The organism is Micromonospora echinospora (assembly GCF_900091495.1).
Taxonomy (GTDB): Bacteria; Actinomycetota; Actinomycetes; order Mycobacteriales; family Micromonosporaceae; genus Micromonospora; species Micromonospora echinospora.
In genome coordinates this window covers 5,274,299-5,289,078 of sequence record NZ_LT607413.1, presented here as the reverse complement: position 1 = coordinate 5,289,078, position 14,780 = coordinate 5,274,299, and the positions used below count along the sequence as shown (strand labels likewise).

General features: G+C 74.0%; 8 protein-coding genes. 2 read left to right on the top strand and 6 right to left on the bottom strand.

What is annotated here, in order from left to right:
- Positions 1-27 precede the first annotated feature (27 nt).
- Positions 28-774 (top strand): dipeptidase PepE, encoded by a 747-nt coding sequence (gene pepE, locus GA0070618_RS23575; protein WP_088983573.1) that lies wholly within the window; start codon positions 28-30, stop codon positions 772-774.
- An 88-nt stretch (positions 775-862) separates the two neighbouring features.
- Here pepE and GA0070618_RS35235 read toward each other — a convergent pair whose 3' ends face one another.
- A complete protein-coding gene (locus tag GA0070618_RS35235; RefSeq protein WP_269148436.1) occupies positions 863-3,091 on the bottom strand; it encodes a S8 family peptidase in 2,229 nt (742 codons plus the stop codon).
- Positions 3,092-3,225: 134 nt separating this feature from the next.
- Entirely contained in the window at positions 3,226-3,900 is a 675-nt protein-coding gene (locus GA0070618_RS23565) for a flavin reductase family protein (protein ID WP_088983571.1), read from the bottom strand.
- A 65-nt stretch (positions 3,901-3,965) separates the two neighbouring features.
- Between GA0070618_RS23565 and GA0070618_RS23560 the strand changes: the two genes are divergently transcribed.
- The gene (locus tag GA0070618_RS23560) at positions 3,966-4,811 is read left to right on the top strand and encodes an ArsR/SmtB family transcription factor (RefSeq protein WP_088985775.1); all 846 of its coding nucleotides are present in this window, start codon (positions 3,966-3,968) and stop codon (positions 4,809-4,811) included.
- Between the two features lie 215 nt (positions 4,812-5,026).
- Here GA0070618_RS23560 and GA0070618_RS23555 read toward each other — a convergent pair whose 3' ends face one another.
- The 4 genes from GA0070618_RS23555 to GA0070618_RS23540 form a co-directional block, all read right to left on the bottom strand.
- Positions 5,027-7,492, bottom strand: coding sequence for a M14 family metallopeptidase (locus tag GA0070618_RS23555; protein WP_088983570.1), 2,466 nt, complete (start codon positions 7,490-7,492; stop codon positions 5,027-5,029).
- A 491-nt stretch (positions 7,493-7,983) separates the two neighbouring features.
- Positions 7,984-9,903 (bottom strand): hypothetical protein, encoded by a 1,920-nt coding sequence (locus GA0070618_RS23550; protein WP_197701608.1) that lies wholly within the window; start codon positions 9,901-9,903, stop codon positions 7,984-7,986.
- Positions 9,900-13,586, bottom strand: coding sequence for a vWA domain-containing protein (locus GA0070618_RS34850; protein ID WP_231931423.1), 3,687 nt, complete (start codon positions 13,584-13,586; stop codon positions 9,900-9,902). The genes GA0070618_RS23550 and GA0070618_RS34850 overlap by 4 nt, the downstream gene beginning before the upstream one ends.
- The gene (locus GA0070618_RS23540; RefSeq protein WP_172900323.1) at positions 13,583-14,773 is read right to left on the bottom strand and encodes an ATP-binding protein; all 1,191 of its coding nucleotides are present in this window, start codon (positions 14,771-14,773) and stop codon (positions 13,583-13,585) included. The genes GA0070618_RS34850 and GA0070618_RS23540 overlap by 4 nt, the downstream gene beginning before the upstream one ends.
- Positions 14,774-14,780 lie beyond the last annotated feature (7 nt).

The window sequence follows — 14,780 nt, the reverse complement described above, 5'->3', positions numbered from 1 at the left end:
CCGAACCGGCCGCACCGAGGAGACACCATGACCCAGGGCCATCCGAACCTCCTGCTCCTGTCCAACTCGGCAGCCCCGGGGCGGGCCTACCTGGAGCACGCGCACGACGTGATCCTCCAGGCACTCGACGGCCGGCGCTCCCTCGTGTTCGTCCCCTTCGCGCTGGCCGACCACGACGCTTACACCGACACGGTCCGCCGGGCCATGGAGCCACTCGGCATCACCGTCCGAGGCGCGCACGAGGGCACGCCGCGCGACCTGGTCGCCGACGCCGAGGCGGTCTTCGTCGGCGGCGGCAACACCTTCCGTCTCGTCAAGGCGATCCACGAACTCGACCTGATCGGCGTCGTGCGCGCCCGGGTGGCCGAGGGGATGCCGTACCTCGGGTCGAGCGCCGGCACCAACGTCGCGACGCCGAGCCTGCGGACGACGAACGACATGCCCATCGTCGCGCCGCCGTCCTTCGAGACCTTCGGCCTCGTGCCCTTCCAGATCAATCCGCACTACCTGGACCCGGACCCGACCTCGACGCACCAGGGCGAGACCCGCGAGGAGCGACTCGTCCAGTTCCTGGAGGAGAACGACGTCCCGGTGCTCGCCATGCGCGAGGGCACCTGGCTGCGGGTGGCCGACGGCGTGATGCGGCTCGACGGCGTGGCCACGGGCGGGCGGATATTCCGCCGGGGGGCCGAGCCGGTCGAGGTCGCCAGCGGCGCCGACGTGACCTGGCTCGTCGAGCGGGTGGGGTCCTTCGAGGTCGGCTCGGAAAGGTGACCCAGCGGCGAGTCCCCGGCCAGCCGGCCCTCCGCGTCGGGCGGAGGGGTCTGGCCGACCGGGGACGGGTCACCGGCGCCGAGGAGGGTTACAGGCCCAGCGTCCAGCTGTTGAGGTAGCCGACGTCACCGGAGGCGGCATCCTGCACCCGTAGGGTCCAGGTGCCGTTGCGGGCCTCCGACGACAGGTTGACGGAATAGGTCTGGTTGATGTTGTCGGCCGAGCCGCCCGTACGGTTGTGCAGCACGTACACGCTGCCGTCCGGAGCGACCAGGCTCACCACGAGGTCACCGATGTAGGTGTGCACGATCGCCACCTGCACGCTGCTGGTGGACGACGCGTTGCCGGAGCAGCCGGCGACCGCGATGGTGCTGGTGACCGTGGTGTTGTCGGCGATGGTCACGTCGGTGCCGTTGGTGCCGCCGCAGCTCGGGACGACCGGGGCGCCCAGGTTGAGCGTCCAGGTGTCGAGGTGGCCCACGTCACCGCTCGCCGCGTCCTGCACCCGCAGCCGCCAGGTGCCGTTGGACGTCTCCGACGACAGGTTGACGGAGTAGGTCTGGTTGATGTTGTCGGCCGAGCCGCCCGTACGGTTGTGCAGCACGTACGCGCTGCCGTCCGGAGCGACCAGGCTCACCACGAGGTCACCGATGTAGGTGTGCACGATCGCCACCTGCACCGTGCTGGACGCCGAGGCGGTGCCGGCGCAGCCCGAGATGGTGACCGTGCTCTCCACGGTGCTGTTGTCGGCGATCGTGGCGTCGGTGTTGTTGGTCTGCGCGCAGCCCGGCGGGCCGTTGACGGTCAGCGCGTACGACGTGCTCTGGGTGGTCACCGGCCCGGTGGCGGTGATGGTCACCTGGTAGGTGCCCGGCGCGGCGCTGCCGGTGGTGGCGATGGTCAGGGCGGCCGAGGCGCCGGTGCTGATCGACGCCGGGCTGAAGGTGGCGGTCGCGCCGGCCGGGAGGCCGCTGGCGGTGAGGCTGACCGTCTGCGGGCTGCCGACGGTGGTCGTGGTGGACACCGTGGCGGTCAGCGAGCCACCCGGGTTGACCGAGCCGGCGGCCGGGGTCACCGCGACGCTGAAGTCCTGGGTCGGCGGGACGACGTTGCCGGTGTAGAGCAGCTTGTTCGGCGAGCCGGCGCCGGGGTTGGTCACCACGTTGGCGGTGGCGTCGTTGACCAGCTTGTCGCGCACCTGCTGGGGCGTGTACGACGGGTTCGCCGCGAGCACCAGGGCGGCCGCGCCGGCCACGTGCGGGCTCGCCATCGACGTGCCGCTGATGGTGTTGGTGGCGGTGTCGCCGGTGTGCCAGGCCGAGGTGATCGCGCTGCCCGGGGCGAAGATGTCCAGGCAGGTGCCGATGTTGGAGTAGCCGGCCCGGGCGTCGGTGGACTCGGTCGCTCCGACGGTGATGGCGTTCGGGGTGCTGGCCGGCGAGACGTTGCAGGCGTTGGCGCTGTACTCGTTGCCCGCCGCGAGGGCGTAGCTGACGCCGTCGGCGATCGAGGCGGTGACCGCGTCGTTGGTGGCCTGGTCGAAGCCACCGCCGAGGCTCATGTTGGCCACCGCGCGCTCACCCGGGTCGTGGTCGCCGGTCACCCAGTCGATGCCCGCGATGACCTGGGCGTAGGTGCCGCTGCCACCGCAGTCCAGCACCCGGACGCCGACCAGCGTGACGCCCTTGGCCACCCCGTACGCCGTGCCGCCGACGGTCCCGGCGACGTGCGTGCCGTGCCCGTTGCAGTCGTCGGCCGAGCCGCCGTCGATGGCGTCGAAGCCGCTCACCGCGCGGGTGCCGAAGTCGCCGTGGCTGAACCGGATGCCGGTGTCGATGACGTACGCCCGCACGCCCGAGCCGTTGTTCGGGTAGGTGTACGAGTTGTTCAGCGGCAGGTTGCGCTGGTCGACACGGTCCAGGCCCCAGGAGGGGGTGGGCGACTGGGTGGCCGCGATGCTGACCCGGTGGTTCTGCTGGACGTACTGCACCGAGGGGTGGGCGGCGAGCCGGCGGGCCGCCGTCGCGGAGAGCCGGACCTCGAAGCCGCGGAGCGCGTGCTGGTAGGTGCGGGCGACCGCGCCGCCGTACTCCCGGGCGAGACTCCGGGCGGAGGCGTCGACCCCGGTGCGGGCGACGGATGTCTCCTTGAGCACCACGACGTACGAGTCGGCGACGGCGGTGTCGCCGCCGGCCTGGAGGATGGCACCTTCGGCGGGTGCCGCGGTTGCCGGGGCGGCGAAGGCCACCGCGGCGGACACCGCTGTGGTCACGACGCCGAGACGCCAGCGTTGCCTGGCGGAGGGCTTGAGAGCCATCTGGGCATGTCCTTCCATCACCGTGAGGCTTGATCGACAGAGATCGATCAGGTGAGGAGATGTTAGACGGCAGACATTCGGATGTAGATACACTTCTATTAACTGGCGGGTATCCGACTGACCGATTGGGCGCATTACTCCCGGTCAGCGCCCCGGCCACCGGTCTCGGACCGGAAGCTCTGTCCCAGTTCCGCCCCCAACCCGAAGTAATGTCGGAAGTTGTAGATCAAGGGACTCCAGGCAGCCGGATCGATGTGCTGGGTGCCGGGCACCACGATCCGCCGGTCCGCGTGCACCCGGCAGACCTCGGCCTCGACGATCACGAAGCCGCCGGTCGCGGCCGGGTGAATGCGGGTGGCCCGTGCCTCCAACTGGATCGGGCAGTCGGCCACCCGTGGTGGCCGGACCACCTGGGACGGCTCCGGCCGGAGTCCCGCCGTCGCGAACTTCGCCGGCTCGTACCGGAACGCGGCCCGCTTGGACTCGGGCACCGGGTCGCGTCCGGTCAACGGGGCCAGGCGCTCGACGGCGGCCCACTGGTGCGACGCCGGTAGGTTGATCACCACATCGGGTCGGTCCCGGAGGTTCCGCACCGTCTGCCCCTCCACCCCGAGCCCGAGGACGACCACCCACCCGAGCGCCCACGCCGAGGAGATGGGGGCGAGGTTGGCGGAACCGTCCTCGTTCTCGGTGCTCAACAGCACCACCGGAGTGCCGAAGTACAGGATCCGGGGCTGGATGGTCAGCTGCCCGTCCGGCCGGTCGGAGACGGGGTCGGGGATCGCGTTCCCGCAGGTGGCGTTGGTCATGGTGGGACCGTAACCACCCGACGTTTCGTTGCCGACCGAAGCTTTTCGCGGGCAGGATCGCCATGATGAGCAGCCAGAACACCGTCTTCGGCCAGCCCGGCCGGTCCGACTCCGGCCGCCGGTCCGACTCCGGCCGCCGGTCCGACTCCGGTCGTCGCAACGAGCCCGGCGGCCCCCGGGTGCACGAGGCCACGGCGGGGCTGGCCAGCCTGGCCGGCCTGCTCGCCGATCACACCCGAGCGGCGTTCTGCCTGGCGCTGCTGGACGGGCGGGCGTGGACGGCGACCGAGCTGGCCCGGCACGCCGGGGTGGCACCGTCGACCGCGACGGCCCACCTGCACCAGCTCGTCGCCGGTGGCCTGCTGGCCGAGGAACGGCAGGGCCGCCACCGTTACCTGCGGCTGGCAGATCCCGGCGTCGCCGAGCTGGTCGAGACGTTGACCGGCGCCGCACCGGTCGAGCCCGCGCCCGTCCGGTCGCTGTCGGCGGCCAGCCGACGCCGGGCACTGGCACATGCCCGTACCTGCTACGACCACCTCGCCGGAGCCCTCGGCGTGGCGGTCACCGACGCGATGACCGAACGCGGCTTCCTGAGCTGGGAACGCGGGCTGAGCCTGACCGACCGGGGCACGGCATGGCTGACCCGGCTCGGCATCGCGCCGGAGTCGACACCGCCGACCCGCCGGGCACCGGTCCGCTCCTGCCTGGACTGGACCGAGCGGCGACCCCACCTCGCCGGCACGATCGGTGCGGCGCTCTGCCGACACGCCCTGGACGCCGGCTGGGTCGTCCGGATCGGCACCGGTCGGGCGGTCGCCGTCACCGCCGAGGGCCGCCGCGCGTTCCGCGACCACCTCGACCTGCCCGACCGAATCCTCGGCCCGGAGCCGCGACCACCCGAGCAAGGCTGAGGCTCACCCGGGAACCCCGGAGTCGACCGTCGAGCCGGCGGTGTCGCCGTGCGGTGACGACGGCCGTTCGGCATAGGAGCAGGTCCACGAGGAGCTCGTCGCCGGACCGGCGGGGAACGAACGGGAGCGTCCGTCACCGGGTGACGACGGCCGACCGGACCGACCGGCTGGGGCCTGGCCCCAGCCGGTCGGTGTCGCCGAGGACGGTCTCCTCGCTACCCGCCGATGGTGACCGTCGCGCTGCGGTAGTTGTCGCGCCGGTCGCTCTTCGTCGGGTCGTAGTTCCGCTCGATGTTGCCGGCGGTGTCCACCGAGAACCACCGGAACGTGGTCGTCTCGGTCACGTGGAACACCTGTCCCGGCTCCCGGAACTCGGTCGCCTCGTAGCGCGGCGACTCGAGGGTGGGCCGGCTGCCGTCCGTCGTGTAGTAGATGGTGGCCGGCTCGCTCGTCTCGAAGCGCACGTCGACGGGGCCGCGGTACGTCCCGCCGCCGGGGACGAGTTCGGACGTCGGCTTCTTCTTGTCCTTGCCCCACTCCGCCGCGATCCGGAACATCTCCATGATCCCGTTGGCGTACTCCATCGTCTCGGCGTGGCCGCTGACGAGCGTCGGGTCACCCACCCACGGCGGCTGGAACGAGCCGCCCTGCCAGTTGCCGGTGGCCGGGTTGTAGACCGAGCCGCCGACCTCCCAGCCGAAGGAGTAGATCCCGTAGGTGTGGTACATGTCCTCGCGCACGTTGCCGGCCGAGGAGTAGAGGACGTCCGACGAGCCGCCCACGTTCTCCGGCGTGACGACGGTCTCCCGGTGCGCCTTGACCTGCGACAGGATCCGGCCGGCCGACTGCCAGTAGAACGCCTCGTCGCCGAGGGGCGGGCGCGGCGTGGTGATCCGTCCGTCCGCGATGTACGCGCCGGGCTGCCAGAACAACTGGCCGCCGTTGGAGTGCACCGACATCATGAACTTGATGTTCGAGTACTTCTCCACCAGCCAGACGACGTTCTTCGACTCCGGCTCGGACAGCTTCTCCGGCCCCTGGTAGGTGCCGCTGGTGCAGGTGGTCGACCCGCCCGCGTAGCCGTCGTGACCCGACCCGACCCGGTAGTTCCGGTTCAGGTCGACGCCCCAGGAGTTGCGCCGGGCCGGATCGGCGTTGGCGTCCTCGCAGTGGTTGGTCAGGTTCTTCCGCTGGGAGGCGTAGTTGTAGAAGCTGTAGTTCGCCCCGTCGGGGTTGTTGGACAGGATGAGGAAGATGTCCGTGTCCTGGACGATCTTCTTCGTCTCCTGGTCGGTCTTGTAGTTGCGCACCAGACGCTCGGCCGTCTCCAACGTGGTCGTCGCCGGCACCCACTCGCGGGCGTGGTCCTGCGCCTGGATCAGGACACCGGGGTTCCGGCCGTCACGGTGCTTGCCGATCCGCAGGACCGGGATGGAGGCCGGGCCGCGCGGCACCTCGCCCTCCGGCGCGCCGACCCGCTTCTCGTCGAGGAAGTCGGAGAGCGCGACCGGACCCGCCGTCGGCACGACGATGCCCGTACCCGTGTTGGTGCGGTACGGGTGCGCCCGGTCGATGAGGCCCTGGGACTGGCTCTCCAGTGCGGCGGCCACCTGCGCGGCGGTGCTCGCGAGCGCGCCGGAGGCGTCCTTGGCGAGCAGGACGCGAACCGCCTTGCCCGTCACCTCGACGGTGAGTGGGAGGTTGCCTCCCGGCCGGTCCACGAACTCGACGGTGACGTCGTTACCGCCCTCGTGGCCCCAGGCCGCCGAGCTGACGACGACCGCCTCCTGCCCGGTGCCGCCGATGGTGGCCTGCGCCTTGCGCTGGTAGCCGTTCGTCCGGTGCGGCAGGTAGACGATCTCGGCGATGTCCGGGTACTGCTGAGCGATCTCCTTGGCGCGGCTGAAGAGTTGCTGCGGGTGCCGGTAGCCGTCGACGAAGTCCGCCTGGTAACCCGGCCGCGCCGTCAACGGCGGCGGGGCGTCCTCGAGCCAGTTGGACACGGTGCCGGTGGTCACCCCACCGGTCGAGCTGGTGACCCGGATCTGGCTCGGGCGGGCGTCGAGCTTGAACAGGTTCCGGTGGAACATGTACTGCCCGGAGTCGACGAACCGGCTCATCGTCCGGGCGAAGCCGAACGGGGTGCCCTGGCCCGAGTCGTTCTCGAGCTGCATCGCGACGATCGGGCTCGCCTGCTGTCCCTCGGTGGTGCGCGCCTCGACGTAGAGGAAGCCCTGGCCCTTGGTGGTGAACCAGTCGGCGCGGACGACCCGGACCGTCTTCTCGTGGCTGAACGACGGAACGGCCCGCGCGCCGAGGGCCCGGAGGCCACCGTCGGCCTCCTCGCTCCACTCGAAGCCCTCGTCGTCGTCGAGGACCTGGACGCCCATCGCCTTGAGCGCGGCGACCTGCTCGGTGGTGACCACCGCTTCGCCCTCGATGCCGTCCGGCACGCGCCGGAGGCCGTGGTCGATGTCGAACCCGGCGGCGACCACCTTCTCCAGCATGTCGGCGCCGGTCATCTGGATACGTACGGAATTCGCCGAGTGTGGATGGTCGTGGGCCTGGTCGGCGCCCGTCCGGGCGGTCGGCTCCGCCCCGGCGGGCGCCGTCGCCACCAGGCTGCTCCCCACCAGGGCGGTCAGCGCGAGTAGCGTGATGGGCAGTCGCGATCGTCGCACTCTTCCTCCTTCTGCTTGTGCCGTGCGGTTCGGCCGGCGGCCGGCTCTGGTACGAGAGCGCACGAATCCACTGAGGACGGTCGTCGGGAACCCGTGCCCGGCACGGGGTACGTCGGGGGTGTGCTGTCGGGGGTGTGCTGTCGGCCGTGCGTTGTCGACCGAAAGGCCCGACGCCGGTCTCCCGACGCCAGGGGGCAGGTTCTGTCGCGACGGACGCCCTTGGAGCTGTCCCCCATCGCCACCTCGGTCGGTGGGTCCGCAGCGGCAGGAACCGGCTGGATCCGAGGTCAGCGTATGGACATCGGTGGCTGCCAGGGGTCCTGGGCACCGGATTTGAGGATTAATTGAGGATCTTCACACCGGGCGTTCCCACCGCAGGTGTCCAGGCCCGCGCATGCCCGCACGGGCCCGGACACCGGCCGGGGCGGTGGCGGGCGTGGTGGCCCGTCACCGCCCCGGCCGGCCCTCGACACCCCCGGTGCGCCGGCAGGTCAGCCGGCGGGTGGGGCGGTCCAGGAGGACCGGATCAGCTCCCGCTCGGTGGCGGCGAGGTGGGCGGCCGCGGCGAGCCAGGCCCAGGCGTACCGGTCCGGGTCGGGATCGGTGAGCCGACCGAAGGCGTCCCGGCCGCGCCGGTCGGACTCGTCGGCGAGCGCGGCGGCCACCGCGGCGGCGGTGGTGAAGCCGGCGCGGCGCAGCGGACCCGCCAGCCCGGCCCGCTCGCCGCGCGCCGCCTCGGCGACGGCACGACGACCGCCGGAGACGGCCAGCTCCACCAGTCGGCGGACCCGCCACAGCGGGGACTCCGCCACCGCGTCGACGCCGACGGCGAGAACCGGCTCGGTCGTCGCGGCCGGGTCGCGCGGCGGTAGGTGGCCGCCCTGGATCTGGTCGTAGCCGAGGTCTGCCCGGCCGTGCCAGTCCTCCGGCAGCCGCAGCGTCACGGTGGCGCCGGGCACCGCGCCGACCGCGAGGGGGCGCAGCGTGCTGGCCCGGTCCGGGTCCAGCCGACCGACCACCCGGATCCGCAGGCCGGGCCGGGAGGCGAGCCGCCGCAGGTTGGCCACATGGGACAACACCGGGTGGGAGTTGACCGGCACCAGCCGGATCAGCGGCCCGTCCGGCACCGGCACGCGGTCCCCTCCGGCCGGGTCGGCGGGGGCCAGCTCGCGGGCCAGCACCTGGTCACCGACGGCACCGACGACCACCAGGTCACCGCCGACCAGCGCGGTCCCGGCCCGGGCCGGGTCCTCCGGGTCGTCGGCGGCGAGCTGGGCGGTCACCACCTCGGCGAGCGGACGGGCGAACAGGTCCGCCAGCGGTCCGGTGGACCAGTCGGTCCCGGTCAGCGGGGTGGCCCGGACCCCCTTGCCGGCACCGAGTCGGCCGTCCGGGGAGACGGTGGTGCCGGTGATCCGCAGGCCGCCCCGGGCCAGCACCGCGTGGTTGACCGCGACCGCGCCCATCTCGGTGACCGCCCGCGCGCAGTCCCGGGCCCGGTCCGGGCCGCCCGGCTTCACGTCACCGAAGGAGAGCCGGCGTCCGTCGGCGGCGACCAGGTGGGTGACCACTCCGGCGTACCCGGTCGCGCTGATCACCGGTTCCCGACAGATGCCGTACACCTCCAGCGTGCCGTCCGGCTGGTAGGCCCGCCGGAGGGTGCCGACCAGCGCCGGGTCGGGGTCACCGGCGGCCAGCCGGCCGGCCACGTACAGCAGGTCGTGCAGCACCTCGACCAGCTCGGCCAGTCGGTGGCCGGCCTGTCGTCCCCGGTGGGCGCGCAGGCCACGCACCGCGCGCAGCGCGGCGCTCTCGGCGCGGGGCAGACCGGCCAGTCGGGCGCTGTGCGCGGCCCGCAACAACTCGGCCTGTGGAACCGCGCCGGCGGCCGGTACACCGGCCGCGAGCACCACGGCGGCGGCCCGCCACAGCGCGCCGGCAGCGGCCCGTTGCGCCTTCGTCGGCGCGGTGCCACGGCCGGCGGTCGTGCCGTCCGCGTCAGCCGCCTTCCCGGCACGTCCGTTCTTCCCGGTACGCCCGGTGCCCTCCGACGGGGACGGGGTGGCGACGGTGGACGCCGGATGGGTGGCCTGGTCGGCGACCGGGCAGGCGACCAGGACGGCGGTCCGGTGCAGGCAACGGGGCGTCAGCAGGCAGCTGCACCGCGCCTGCTCCGGATCGGTGACCGCGCCGGACGGTCCGGGCGTCAGGGTGACCAGGGCCTCGGGGCCGCAGTCGACCGACACCCCGCCCTCGGCCGGGGCGACCGGCACCCCGGCCACCCGTTCGACGGTGGCGTCCAGTCGTCGGTGCAGCCGGGGCGGCAGGGACGCCACCGCCGCGGCGACGACTCCCGGCAGCACCGGCGGCAACCGGTCGGTGTCCACGGCGGTGGCTGTGCGGTCCGTCAACGTGATCCTCCGCGGACACGGTCGCCCACCCAGCGGGCGAGTTCGAGCGGGCTGAGAGCAGCGACCGGCATCCCGGCCGCGACGAGCTGCTCGGCGACCGGCACCGAGTAGCAGGGCACTCCCCTGTCGTTCAGCGCGGCGCAGCCGAGCAGGTGCACCCCGGAACCGGCGAGCGCGCGGACCTCGCCGAGCAGCCCGGCCAGCGGGTAGCCCTCCTCGAAGTCGCTGACCACCGCGACGATGGTGCGGCTCGGCACGGTCACCAGCGAGCGGGCGTGGGCCAGTCCGGCGGCGATGTGCGTGCCGCCGCCGACGCGCACCTCCAGCAGCAGCGACAGCGGGTCGTCGACCCGGTCGGTCAGGTCGACCACCTCGGTGGAGAAGGCGAGGAAGTGAGTGGACAGGGTGGGCACCCCGGCCAGGACGGCAGCGGTCAACGCCGACCACACCACCGACGCCTCCATCGAGCCGGACACGTCGACCACCAGCACCAACCGCCAGTCGGCCTCGTTGCGGGTCCGGGTGTTGAAGACCGGGCGTTCCGGCACCACCACCGTCCGGCCGTCGCCGAGCCGCTGGGTGTGCGCCAGGTTCGCCCGCAACGTACGGGCGAGGTTGATCCGCCCGCCGGGGCGGCGGGACGGACGCGGGTTGGCCAGCCCGGTCAGCGCCGGGCGCACCTGCGTGGCCAACTGCCGGGTCAGCTCCTCGACCAGCCGCCGGACCAGGGGCCGCAGCTTGGCCAGTTGCCCCTCGGGCAGGCCACCGGCCAGGGACAGCACCGAGGTCAGCAGCTCCATCGAGGGGCGTACCGCCGCCGGGTCGAGTTCGGTGAGCACGTCGGTGCGGCCGTTCTCGGCCGCCCGGGCGATGACCTCCTCGCGTACCGAGGCGCCGAACAGCGCCTCGAGTTCGTCGGCCCACTCCCGGGCGGTCGGGAAGGAGGCTTCCTGGCCGCCGCCGGCCGCCTGACCGAGATCGGTGGCGCCCTCGCCCTGCCCGGCCCCGTACAGCTCGTCCAGCGCACGGGCGTAGCGGCGGGCGTCGGCCGGCAACCGGTCGGGTTGGCGGCCGAGCAGCAGCCGCCACCGGTCCGCGGGCGTGAGCCCGACGGTCGGGGTGTCCGGTCCGGACGCGGCGCCGACCGGCGCGTCGACCGAGCCGGTCGGCGTGCCCGGAATCGGGATGTGTCGGGAGACCAGGACGGCGCGACCGGCCGCGTCGGCGGCGGCCCAGCGGGCCAGCAGCTCGGGCGGAGCGGACAGGGCCAGGTCGAGCCGGTCGCCCAGCCGTTCGGTGACGGTGTGCAGCAGCCGCTCCCGGGCCGCCGGGGTGAGCACGTCGAACCCGCCGCGCAGCGCCGGCAGCCGGTCCAGGAACTCGGTGTCGGTGAGCCGCTCGATCCGTTCCAGCAGCGGGTCCAGCGCGGCCGGGGCGGACTGCAACAGCGGGTGCGCCGCCGTGAGCAGACCGCCGAGCAGCCGGTGCAGGTGCCGTCGGGTGTCCGGTCCGGTCGCCGCGTCGATCCAGCCGGCCACCCGGTTGCCCAGGGTCTCCAGGTCGGTGAGGTCGAGCAGGACCCGGGCGGCCAGGGCGGCGCCCTGGATCAGCGCCGAACCGGACCGGGCCAGGTGGCCGAGGGCCTCGTCCAGGCGCAGTCCGATCCGTTCCTCGCCGGCCCGCACCGCGAGGTCGACCAGCGCGGCGGCGTCGGCGGCGGTGTCGCTGCCGGCCAGGCCGGGCAGCCCGCGCACCGCCGCGTCCAGCAGCGCGACGGCCAACTCGGCCGCCCGGGCCCGGCTGTCGGCGGTGGTGCCGGGCAGGTGTTCCCGGCGCAGCGCCTCCAGCAGGTCCAGCGCGGCCAGCAGCTCGGGCAGGGTGCCGGTGCCCGGCAGCACCGTGGCGGCCAGGTCGAGCCGGTCGGTGACCAGCTCGGGCAGGTCGCACCGGGCGGTGTCGCGCAGCCCGGTGAGCAGTTGCCCGGCGGTGGGGCCGCCGTCGGCGACCTCCCGACGGAACCGCTCCCGCAGGGTGCCGGCCGCGGCCAGCGCCGCGGTCACCCCGCGTACGCCGACCAGGTCCAGTCGGGCCGCCACGGACGGCGTCCAGGCCAGTTGCCAGCGGGTGGTCAGGGCCGCGCCGTCGCCGGTGCCGGACACCGCGATCGCCTCGCCGTAGCCGACGCCGCAGACCTGGAGGCGTTGCAGCAGGATCTCCCGCCGTCCGTCCAGCTCGGTGCGCAGCGGGTCCAGCCGGACCTCGCGGGACTTCGGACTGTCCGGGTTGGGCAGCCGCAGCGCGGCGAGTTCCGCCTCGACCGCGGGGCCGAGCCCGGAGCGGGGCGTACCGGGGGCGGTCCGGCCCCGCTCGGCCCCGACCAGCACGGTCTCCAGCGCCCGGGCCAGCGCCCGGCCACGGCCGAGCAGTTCACCCTGGCCGAGCACGGTGGTCACCGCCTCCAGCACCTCGCCCCGTCCGGGGGCGGGCAGGTCCCGCAGCCGGGCCAGGTCGCCGGCGAGTCGTACCGTCTCGGCGGCCTCGCCGGTGCCGGCGGTGTGCCCGGCCGCGCGGAGTTCCCGGCACACGTCGGTGACCGCGCGGGCGGCGGCGGCCCGGATCCGTTCCGGGTCACCGGCGGCGGTGAAGACGGACTGCTGCCAGCGCGGGTCACGGATGCCGGCCGGGTAGCCGGACCGGGAGTCGAGCAGGTCGAACGCGTAGGGCACCAGCGAGGTGACCGCCGTGCCGCCGCCGTTGGCGGTGGCCGGTCCGGCCGGGGTCGTCACGGACCGGAGCGGGCCGGCCGGGGCCCCGCCGGGCCGGGTGGACGCGGCGGTGACCTCGTCGGTCGACGCGGTGGCGAGCAGGTTCGGGGCGTGGAAGGCGCCGACCACGGCGGCGACCCGCCGGCCGTCGGCGCCGGCCTCGGCCAGCACCCGGCGCATGTGCCGCTCGCGGGCCAGGTCCCGGGCCGGGACGCCGTCGCCGCTGGCGCTGTCGGTCCGCATCGCCCAGCCGACACCGAGGGCGGCCCGGCGGACCGCCTCGGGCGGGCAGCCCGGGGCCCGTACCTCGACCACCCGGTCCCACAGGTCGTCGCCGTCCCGGCCGGTGCCGCTGGCGCCGAGCGCGGCGGCGTAGCCGGACCGGCGCAGGCCGGGCACCGGCGCACCGGCGTCGGGATCACCGTCGGCGGTCGGCCCGGCGTCGACGGCCGGGTCCAGTTCGGCCGGGTCCGGGTCGGTGGTTCCGGCGGTCCAGCCGGGGTCGCCCAGCGGCAGGTCGCAGCAGACCACCTCGACGCCGCGCTGCCGGGCCCAGCGGATCGCGGCCAGTTCCGGGGAAAAGTCGGCGAACGGGTAGAAGCCCATCGGCCCGTCCGCGCCGTCGCTGCCCACCAGGGCCAACGGAGCGCGGGCGGCCGGGTCGGACAGGTACGGCAGCCAGTGCTGGAAGTCGGCCGGCAGCTCGACGCAGACCACCTCGGCCCCGGCGGCGTCCAGCAGTGCCGGGACCACCGCCGCCAGCGCCGGGCTGTGGTGCCGCACCCCGATCAGGTACGGCTGGACCGAGCCGGCGAGCGCGTCGACCACGGCGCGCGGGTCGGCCGTCGTCGGATCGACCGTCGACGGGTCGGCGGGCGGCCGGGCCGCACCGGTCGACGTGCGGGAGAGGATCGTCAACGCAGGTTCTCCCGCAGGTCCCAGAGCCGGCGCCACATCGCCGAGCCGTCCTCGGCCCGGCGGCGGACCGGGCCGTCCCAGTAGCCGAGCAGCCGCGCGTGGTCGTTCTGGTCGTCCTTGCGGACCACGCCGAGCAGGTGCCCGGGGACCAGGTCGAGCGCGTCCCCGCCGGGCAGGTACGCGGCGGCCAGGCCGAGCGACGCGGCCACCTGCACCGCCTCGGCGGTGGACATCACGGTGCCGGGCCGTTCCACGTCCCAGCCCTCGCCCGACCGGCCGGACCGCAGGTCACGGAACACGGTGACCAGGGCGTCCAGCACCGCGTCGTCCACCGTGTACGTCGCGCCGGCGCGCTGCACGGCGGCGGTGGCCTGCCGGCGGACCAGGTCGGTCTCGGTGTCCGCGTCGGAGATCGGGTGGATGGTCTCGAAGTTGAACCGCCGCTTGAGCGCCGAGGACATCTCCGACACGCCCCGGTCCCGCAGGTTGGCGGTGGCGATCACGGTGAACCCGGGCATCGCGCGGATCAGGCCGTCCTCGGTGCCGGAGAGCTCCGGCACGTTCATCCGCCGGTCGGACAGGATGGACACCAGCGCGTCCTGCACCTCGGGCAGGCAGCGGGTGACCTCCTCGATCCGGACCACCCGGCCGGTGCGCATCGCGGTCAGCACCGGCGAGTCGACCAGCGCCTGCGGGGTGGGACCCTGGGCGAGCAGCAGGGCGTAGTTCCAGCCGTACCGGAAGGCGTCCTCGGTGGTGCCGGCGGTGCCCTGCACGGTCAGCGCGCTGGTGCCGCAGACCGCGGCGGCCAGCAGCTCGGACAGCATCGACTTGGCGGTGCCGGGCTCGCCGACCAGCAGCAGGCCCCGCTCACCGGCCAGGGTGACCACGCACCGCTCGACCAGGCTCCGCTCCCCGACGAACTTCGGCGGGATGGTCATGGTGGCCGGCAGTTCGGTGCCGTCCGGACCGGTGCGCCGGCCGGCGGGCAGCGTCAACGCCTCGCCGTCGCTGCCCCGGATGAAGGTCACCACGGCGCGCGGGGTCAGCGCCCAGCCCGGCGGCCGGGCCCCGTCGTCGTACGCGGCCAGGAAGGCCAGCTCGTCGGCGTACCGCTGTTCGGCGGAGAGAACCTGGGCGGTGGTCTCCGGCGGCGCGGCGGGGCGGACGTGTTCCGTCACGGTCACGGGTGTT